Source organism: Kitasatospora sp. NPDC058965, from assembly GCF_042741245.1.
Taxonomy (GTDB): Bacteria; Actinomycetota; Actinomycetes; order Streptomycetales; family Streptomycetaceae; genus Kitasatospora.
Genome location: NZ_JBHYKG010000334.1, coordinates 1 through 8,867 on the forward strand (window position 1 = coordinate 1; position 8,867 = coordinate 8,867).

The 8,867-nt window shown below is 71.7% G+C and carries 4 protein-coding genes; 2 read left to right on the plus strand and 2 right to left on the minus strand.

Annotated features, from left to right (window positions below):
* Nucleotides 1–232: 232 nt before the first annotated feature.
* A complete protein-coding gene (locus ACFW1A_RS34515) occupies nt 233–3,559 on the minus strand; it encodes a PDZ domain-containing protein (protein WP_380416202.1) in 3,327 nt (1,108 codons plus the stop codon).
* Between the two features lie 502 nt (nt 3,560–4,061).
* On the opposite strand from ACFW1A_RS34515, the gene ACFW1A_RS34520 reads away from it, so the two are divergent.
* Nucleotides 4,062–5,264, plus strand: a complete 1,203-nt coding sequence (locus tag ACFW1A_RS34520; protein ID WP_380416205.1) for an MFS transporter — start codon at nt 4,062–4,064, stop codon at nt 5,262–5,264.
* Between the two features lie 103 nt (nt 5,265–5,367).
* Here ACFW1A_RS34520 and ACFW1A_RS34525 read toward each other — a convergent pair whose 3' ends face one another.
* A complete protein-coding gene (locus ACFW1A_RS34525; RefSeq protein ID WP_380416208.1) occupies nt 5,368–7,509 on the minus strand; it encodes a family 20 glycosylhydrolase in 2,142 nt (713 codons plus the stop codon).
* 374 nt (nt 7,510–7,883) lie between these two features.
* Between ACFW1A_RS34525 and ACFW1A_RS34530 the strand changes: the two genes are divergently transcribed.
* Complete coding sequence (locus ACFW1A_RS34530) at nt 7,884–8,669, plus strand: DeoR/GlpR family DNA-binding transcription regulator (protein ID WP_380416211.1); 786 nt, start codon at nt 7,884–7,886, stop codon at nt 8,667–8,669.
* The last annotated feature ends 198 nt before the right edge of the window (nt 8,670–8,867 follow it).

Sequence of the window (8,867 nt, forward strand, 5' to 3'; positions counted from 1 at the left end):
GGCGGGTGGCGGCGCACTCGCCGCCACCGGCCCCGACGACTCCCGCGTCGAGCTGGCCGCCAGCACCGCCCTCTCCCTCCTGCTGGGCGGCGGCGCCTCCCTGCTGGGTCGACGGTGGCTCATCCGGCGCCGCCGGCCCCGGAGCTGACGGCCGATCACCGCACCACCCACGGCCGCCGCCCAGTGAGTGGCGGCCGTGCGTGCGGACACGGCGGGGGTCCGGCCCTCCCTGCTACGAGGTGCCGAAGCCGTCGAGGGTGGCGTACTGGCCGGAGAGCTTGGTGACGGTGACGGTGTGGGTGCCGGGGGTGAGGCCGGTGGCGGTGTAGACGAGGACGTCGGTGTGGCGCAGGCCGTCGATGGGGACGGTGTTGACGGTCTGTGGGGTGCCGTTGTCGAGGGTGATGCCGAGGTTGCCCTGGTCGGTGTACTGCTCGCCGAACACCTGCAGAGCGCTGCCGGTGAAGGTGTAGGTCGCGGTGGCGCCGTCGGCGGTCGCGTAGTGCAGGTCGTCCCCGAGGTCGCCGAGCCCCCGGTGGGCGCTGTACGAGAAGCCGCTGTAGGTGATGGCGGGGTCGGTGTCGTTGATGCGCAGCACGGGGTGGGTGGTGAACGCGTCGACGATCATGTAGCCGCCGTCGGTCATGGTGCCGGTGACGGTATGGACCCCGGGGGCCAGGCCGGTGATGGACAGGACCGTGGACTGGTGGACGCGGGAGGGGGTCGCGTAGCTGACAGTCCGGTAGGACGCGCCGTCCAGGGTGAGGGCGACGTTGCCCTCGTCGGCGTTGGTCTCGGACACGAGGTCGAGGCCGGTCCCGTTGAAGGTGAGGCTCCAGGAGTCGCCGTGGTTCTGGGTGGCCCAGATGTCATCGAGGTAGGACTGCCCGCCACCCGTCTGGACACCGCGCCAGATCCAGCCGGTGGCGGCGGGACCGGTGGCGGTGTAGACGACTCCTGAGGTGTCGTTGAGCTGCTCGGGTCGGGTGGTCTTGGTGAAGGTGAGCGTGACGTCGTTCTGGCCGCGGCGCACCGCGAGGGTGATCGGATCGCCGGCCGCCAGCGAGTTGTAGGGGATCCAGAAGGTGTTGCGGTCGGCGGTGACGGTGGCGCCGTTGACGGCACGGACGTCGTCGCCCGCCTGCAGGCCGACCTGGGCGGCGTAGCTGCCGGCCGGCACGGCCGTGAGGTAGAGCCCGTGGTCGTCGCCGATGCCGAGCGAGGACTCGACGGCCTGGCTGGACACGTTGGTGGCGGTGGCGCCCATCAGGATCTCGGGCTGGGTGGCCAGGCCGCCTCCCGTGGCCGTCGTGTAGGGCCACCGGGCGTGGGGCGGCAGCGGAGCGCCGGGGGCACCGAAGCCGGTCATCGGGTAGTTGGTGAATCCCAGCGCGAGGGCGGGCGAGGCGGCCGCCACCGTGAAGTCGTACTGGCCGAGCGGGTCGGCGGAGGCGAACTGCGGGTCGGCGACGGCGGAGTGCGTGTCCATGCCGTCCCTGACCCAGGTCGAGGCGGTGTTGACGGTCGTGCCGTTCGCCGAGAGGTTCTCGGTGCCGCTGCCGTCCGGGTTGTCGGTCACGGCCGAGCCGCCGTTCCAGAACAGGTTCTTGTCCACGGTGTAGGCGGCGGACACGGGGTTGTCGAGCACGTTGTCGTACGCCACCGGGCCGAGGGTGATGTTGTGCTGGATCACGTCGCCGTCGTGCTGGTGGCTGACCTGCTCGTAGAGCGACCCGGCGACCAGGATGTTGTTCTGCACGGTGCGTTGGAAGCCGTCGCGGAGCTTGATGCCGCCCTTGAGGACCAGGTTGTCCTGGATGACGAAGTTCGAGGAGCCGTCGTCCAGGTCGATCGCCCAGTCGCCGCCGTGCCAGAAGCGGTTGTGCTCGATGGTGATCGGGGCGGTCACGTCGAGCTTCATCATGTCCTTGGCCTGGGCATCGGTGAGCGCCGTCCCGGTGGAGCCCTCGAACGCGGTGCCGGAGGCGAGCGAGTTGTTGCCCGCGCCGGCCCAGTAGCGGCCGCGGCCCCAGACGTTGATCGAGCCGTTGTCGCCCGTGCCGGTGACGCAGTTGAAGAGGTCGTTGTTCTTGATGTCGTCGCCGCCCCAGGTGCCGTCCTCGATGTTCAGGCAGGCGCGGGGGCTGTCGTGGATCGTGTTCCCGTCCACGGTGACGTTCTGGGCCATCGAGATGTTCACGCCCGAGGACTGGGTCTGGAACTGGCCCATGTTCCCCATCTGGTTGCCCTGGACGAGGATGTTGCGCGGGTAGTTGGCCGACTTCGGGCCGGCGGTGGTGTCGTCGATCGCGACCTGGTCGTCGTAGCCGCTGGAGTAGTCGCGCACCGAGTCGGGCGAGCCGACCACCTGGACGTCGCTCTCGCCGTCGTAGGAGAAGCGGCTGGCGCTCACGGTGTCGGACTCGTTGTAGCCGTCCAGGAAGACGCCGTTGCCGCCGAGCTGGTCGAAGGAGGATCGGGTGACGGTGACGTTCTCGGAGTTGGTCAGGTGGACCGCGCCCTTGCGGGAGACGGACCAGTCGCCCTTCGCGTCGGGCTGGTAGGCGGTGTCGAAGAGGGTGCGGTGGGTCTGGGTGAAGTGGAACCCGCTGAAGGTGATGGTGTGGACCGGGGCCGTGGAGGAGCTGCCGGTCACGGTGATCAGCTCGTCCTGCTCGGCGGTCTCCACGGTCGCCGTCGACAGGTTGGTGCCGCTCGGCGGGTAGAACAGCAGCCGGCCGTCGGTCTTGTCGTAGAACCATTCGCCGGGCGCGTCCAGCTCCTCCTCGATGTTCTCGGCCAGGACCGGACCGGGGGTGGGGGCGGTGGCGCTTCCGCAGCTCTGCGGACGGTTGTTGTCGCCGGAGTACCGCAGGTTCAGTGCGCCGTTGGTCCGTCCGGTGATCGCGTAGGAGAAGCTGCCCCAGTCGTCGCAGTGCATCGCGCGGACGTCACCGGTCGCGGGGTTCGACCAGGTGGCGGACCGGCTGTTGAGGTCGGCCAGGCTGGTGGAGCCGTCCAACCGGGAGGCGGTGGGGTCGACGTTCGGGTAGCGGGCGAGGATCTGGCGCTGCCCGTTGACGAAGAGCCCGTCGAAACCGAGACCGGCGGGCACGGTGGCGGCCATGACGGGGCTGCCGGAGCTGACCGGCTGCCAGACCGGTTGCAGCGTCCGGCCTCCCGACAGCGTGGCGGTGGCTCCCGGGGCCGCCGTCCAGGTCACCGGGGAGGTCGTGGTGCCGGAGTCGGCCGTGGTGAGCGCGAGTGGCGAGGCGAGGTGGTACGTGCCGCCGGCCACGCTGACCGTGATCGGGCCCGGGTTGCCCGGTAGTGCGGCCCGCACCAGCTGTTGGGCCCTGGCGAGGGTGGCCACCGGGGTCGTGGCACTGGTACCGGCGTTGGTGTCGGCGCCGTTGGTCGCCACGTAGAACGTGATGCCGGCCGTCGCCGGGTGCGCCGTGCCGGCGCCGACGGTGAAGGGCAGGGCCAGGGTCGCCCCGGCCAGCAGTGCGGCGAGCTTTCGGGCGAGCGATCCGGGGGGTGGGGTGGGTCGAGGCATCGTGGCTCCTGCATGGGGTCCAGGGTGGTGGCTGGGCTCCGGACGGTGCGAAGCGGCCCTGCGGGACGGAGGAGACAGCCGGCGGGACCGGAGCACCGGGAGGGCAACAGGACTCGGGCAGGTGGGGTACCGCGCTGTTCGGCTTTCCGTGACCGAGTCCGAGGACGAAGGCGAGGGGCGTCGGAGCCGGCGCCGCTCCCCTCCGGGAGCCCAGGCCCGCGAGTGGCTAGAGTTTAGCCACCATACATCCGATGTTAAAAGGGTCCAGCAAAGGGAGATTTCCTTCAATCTCCATGATTTCCATCAGCTCGGGTCGGCGCACGAGACGATAGCTCCGATGACTACTCGGGCAGGCTTTCGCCCGAGGAGGGAGGCGCGGAACAGATGCGCCGGCGGTGCGCCGTCGGGCGACGTCGCCGGTGGCAGCGGCGCGGGGCCCCGTCCGGCCTATCCGGCCCTGCCGGGTCGGGACCGGCCGCGGCCGGGTGCCTACCGTGGGCGGATGACCGATCTCGGGACCAGCGGGCCGACCCTCGGGCGCCGCGGCTACCTCGGGGCCGCCGCGGCCTTCTTCACCTGCATGGTGGGCACCACGCTGCCCACCCCGCTCTACGGGCTGTACCAGGAGCAGATCGGCTTCTCCGAGCTGATGGTGACGGTGGTGTTCGCCGTCTACGCGTTCGGGGTGATCGGCGTGCTGCTGCTCGTCGGGAACGTCTCCGACTCGGTCGGGCGACGGCCCGTGCTGCTCTGGGGGCTGGTGTTCGCAGCCGGCAGCGCCGTCTGCTTCCTCGCCGAGCAGGGCCTGCCGCTGCTCTTCGCCGGACGGCTGCTCTCCGGGTTGTCGGCAGGCCTGTTCACCGGCACCGCCACCGCCTACGTCCTGGAGCTCGCGCCGCCGGACCGCCGGGCCCGGGCCGGCTTCGTCGCCACCGCCGCCAACATGGGGGGCCTGGGCTTCGGTTCGCTGCTCGCGGGGCTGCTCGCCGAGTACGCGCCGAACCCGCTGGTGCTGCCGTTCGCCGTGCACCTCGTGCTGCTCGCGGCCGCCTACGTCGTCGTCCGGATCCTGCCGGAGACGGTGTCGGACCCGAGCCCGGTGCGCCGCGCCCGGCTGCAGCGGCCGACCCTGCCCCCCGAGGTGCGCGGGGTGTTCGTGCCGGCCGGGATCGCCACCTTCGCCGGGTTCTCACTGCTGGGCGTCTTCACCTCGGTCAGCCCGGCGTTCCTCACCGGGAGCCTGGGCGTGCACAACCACGCGGTCGTCGGCCTCGTGGTCTGCACGGCCTTCTTCGCCTCCACCCTCGGCCAGCTCCTGGTGCCCCGGCTCGGCACCGCGCGGGCGGTGCCGCTGGGCTGCCTGGTGCTGATCGCCGGACTGGCCCTGCTCGCCGTCTCGCTCGCCTCCACCACCCTGGCGCCGCTCGTGCTCAGCGCCCTGGTGGGCGGCGCGGGCCAGGGCATGGGCCTGCGCGGTGCGGTGGGCGAGGTCGCCGCCGCGGCTCCGGCGGAGCACCGCGGCGGTGTCCTCTCGGCGCTCTTCGTGGTCGCCTACTTCGGCATCTCGATCCCGGTGATCGGCGTCGGCCTGCTCAGCGAACCCCTCGGCCTGGCCGATGCCGGAATGGTCTTCGCCGCCTGCATGGCGGTGCTCGCCGCGGCCTCGGGCGCGTACCTGCTGCGCCTGACCCGCGCCCGGGCGTAGGTCCGCACGGCGCCCCCCGACACGCACGCCCCCGGCCGTCGGCCGGGGGCGTGCGTGTCGGACCACCCCGGACCGGCGGGCGCCGCGATCGGGTGACGGTCGGTCAGCCGAGCGTCCAGGTCTGCAGGGCCGAGCCGGTGTTCGCCTGCTGGGTGACCAGGGCGCCGTCCGCCGTGGAGGCGGTGGTGAGCAGCAGGCCGCTCTTCGCGGAGGCGATGGTGTAGCCGCCGCCGACCGGCGTGACGGTCCAGTGCTGGTTGCTGGTGCCGGTGCAGGTCCACTGGATGACCGCCGCGCCGGGCGAGCTGGAGCCGCCGCTGACGTCCGCGCAGAGCTGGGAGAGCTGGTTGACCATGGTGTAGCTGCCGTCGCTCTGCTTGGTGAGCTTCCACTGCTGGTTGGTGCCGCCGTGGGTGGTCCAGGTGATCAGCTGGGTGCCGGCGGCGGTGGAGCTGCCCGGGTCGTCCAACGACTTGCCGCCGGTGCTCAGCACGTGGACGCCGTCCAGCGCGCCGGGGGCGGCGGGCCAGGCGATGTCCGGAGCGGCGTAGTAGCCGATGCCGGCCGCGGTCCAGCGCGGGCCCTGGGCGGCGAGGCGGCCGCTGAACCCGGTCCAGTCGTGGGTGGACAGCGGGGACCAGCCGATCTCGGCGATGGCGGGCAGCCGGGGGAAGGTCATGAAGTCGGCGTAGACCGACGGGTCGGGGAACTGGCTGGTGGAGCTGGGCAGGCTGGTGCTGCCGGTGTAGGCGCGGTCGGCCCACAGCGCCGCCTCGACGCCGGTGATGCTGCCCGCCGGGACGACGGACCCGGTGCCGTCGGGCTTGGCGGTGGCGGTGGTCGGGTCCCACGCGTACGCGGCCTGGGCGTTGACGTAGCCGTCCCAGCTCAGGCCGTACGGGACGGTCGAGTCGTACTTCATGTCGAGGTAGGCGTGGTCGCTGGGCGACATGACGAACCTGGCGCCCTGCGCGACGCCGTTGCGCACCTGCGTGATGCTCTTGGACTCGCTGCCGGTGCCGACGGTGGCCCGGTCACCGGCGTCGCCCCAGAACTGCAGGAGGCTGCCGGCCGGCAGGGTGGACTGGCCGAGCTGGTGCCAGGCCATCACGGTCTTGCCCTGGGCGGTGACGGCCTGGGTGGCCGCACCGGCGTACGCGTTGTACTGGGCCGCGGTGGCCTGGGGGGTCTCGTCGCCGCCGATGTGGAGGTAAGGGCCGGGGGTGAGCGCGGCGACGGTGGTGATCACGGTGCTGAGGAAGGAGCCGACGTTGGCGATGTGCTGCGCGTCGCTCAGGCAGTACAGGCTGATGCCGACGTCGAAGCCGGAGTACGGCGCCTTCGCCTGGTCGTTGCAGTTCAGGCCGGCCACCGAGGCGAGGGCGGCCGAGCTGTGCCCGGGCCCGTCGATCTCGGGGACCACGGTCATGAAGCGGGACTTCGCGTAGGCGACGAGGTCCTGGTACTGGGCGGTGGTGTAGAACCAGTCGGTGCCGCCGGTGAAGCCGCTCTGGGTGCTGGCGCCGACCGAGGTGAGGGCGGGCAGCGCGCCGACGGCGATCCGCCAGCCCTGGTCGTCGGTGAGGTGCAGGTGCAGGGTGTTGATCTTGTACGTGGCGGCCTCGTCGATGTACCGCTTGACCTCGTCCACCGGGTAGAAGCGGCGGGCGACGTCGAGCATCACGCCGCGGTAGGGGTAGCGGGGCGCGTCGGACACCTGGACCGCGGCGACGGTCCACGGCCCGGGCTGCACGGTGGTCGACTCCACGGCGGCGGGCAGCAGTTGGCGCAGCGTCTGGACCCCGCGGAACAGCCCTTCGGCGTCGTGGGCGGTCACCGTGACGCCGGTGCCGGACGAGGCGAGGGTGTAGCCCTCCTGGCCGAGAGCGGCCGGCCCGGTGGGGTCCAGCACGACCGCCTGGCCCTGCGCCTGGGTGACGCTGGACACCGGCAGCGTGAAGCCGGTGGCGGGGGCGAGCAGCCCGGCGAGGTAACTGCCCACGCCCACCGCGTCGGTACCGGTGGAGAGCACCTCGATCGGCGTCTGCGCGGTGAGGGTGAAGCCGCTGCCGGCGACGGCGGTCTCGGTCGCGGGTTGCGGCACGAGCGGCGGCACGGTGGTCGCGGCGGTGGCACGGGGCGGCACCACGGCGGCGGTCACCGCACCCTGCAGCAGGGCGAGGGTGAGCGCGGCGACGCCGAGCGCGGCGGTGCGGCGGTGGGGACGACAGACGGGTACGGACATGGCGGCGGTGACCTCGCTGGGGGATGGCGGGGCGGCGGCAGGCGCTCGAGGGGCCGATAGGACCAGAGCTCAGTTGATCGGTCCTGGCTCTTGAGGGATTCCTCGGAGCAGATTTGCGCAAGGTTCCTGCATCGGGCACCCCGCAGTCAAGACGTGCAGGCGGGCCGGCGCACGCTGTTGATGCACTTTCAGCGGACTGACGGCGTGGATTTCATCAACTTCGCGCACGCTCCAGCACGGCCCGAACAGAGCCACCCACCCCTTGCTCCACGCCCCCGACGTGCATGAATGTGCGTGGTACGGACCAGGCTGCGCGCAGGGCGCGACGGCTTGTTCGCTACGCTGGCACACGATGACAGAAATGAGGAGTGACGATGGCCACGCATGAGCGCTGGACCCGCTTGCTCGCGATCCTGGGCGAGCGGGGCACGCTGGAGGTGACCGAGGCCGCCGAGCTTCTCGAGGTGTCCACGGCGACCATCCGCCGCGACCTGGACGAGCTGGCCCGGCAGCAGTTGCTGACCCGCACCCGGGGCGGCGCCGTGCTCAGCGGCGTCGCGTACGACCTCCCGCTGCGCTACAAGACGGCGCGCCAGGCCGACGAGAAGCAGCGCATCGCGCAGGCCGCCGCGCGGCTGGTACCGCCGGGCGCCGTGGTGGGCCTCAACGGCGGCACGACCACCTCCGAGGTCGCGCGCGAGCTGGCGGTCCGCGCCGACCTCGCCGAGCACGCGGACGGCATCGCGCTGACCGTGGTCACCAACGCCATCAACATCGCCAACGAGCTGGCCGTCCGCCCGTACGTCAAGACCGTGGTGACCGGCGGCGTGGTGCGCCCCAACTCCTTCGAGCTGACCGGTCCGATGGCGCCGCTGATCCTGCGCGAGATCTCGCTGGACTTCGCGATCCTGGGCGTCAACGCGGTGGACCCGAAGAACGGCGCGGCCGCGCACGACGAGGGCGAGGCCAGCGTGAACCGGGCCATCGCCGAGCGCGCCGAGCAGGTGATCGTGGTGGCCGACTCCACCAAGCTCGGGCGGCGCGCCTTCGCCCAGGTCTGCGCGGTGGAGGGCATCGCGACCCTGGTCACCGACAAGAACGCCCCGGACGACGTGGTCGAGCAGTTCGCGGCCAAGGGCGTGGACGTGATCTGCGCCTGACCGTCCCCACTGCTCGAACCGACGCCCCGGTGCGATCCGCACCGGGGCGTCGTGCGTGCCGCACGGCCGGATCGGAGCGAATCTCTACTTCCACATGCTCACTTATGCTCGAAACTACGCTATATTCTGCGACATCAATCATCCGGAGCCGGAGAGCTGCGCACGCGGCCTCCGCCTGCACGACCGGCCTGCCGGATG

What these genes read in the sequence shown, in the direction of transcription:
- ACFW1A_RS34530 (WP_380416211.1), top strand. Translation starts at nt 7,884, where the DNA reads ATGGCCACGCATGAGCGCTGGACCCGCTTGCTCGCGATCCTGGGCGAG.
- ACFW1A_RS34520 (WP_380416205.1), top strand. Translation starts at nt 4,062, where the DNA reads ATGACCGATCTCGGGACCAGCGGGCCGACCCTCGGGCGCCGCGGCTAC.
- ACFW1A_RS34525 (WP_380416208.1), bottom strand. Translation starts at nt 7,509, where the DNA reads ATGTCCGTACCCGTCTGTCGTCCCCACCGCCGCACCGCCGCGCTCGGC.
- ACFW1A_RS34515 (WP_380416202.1), bottom strand. Translation starts at nt 3,559, where the DNA reads ATGCCTCGACCCACCCCACCCCCCGGATCGCTCGCCCGAAAGCTCGCC.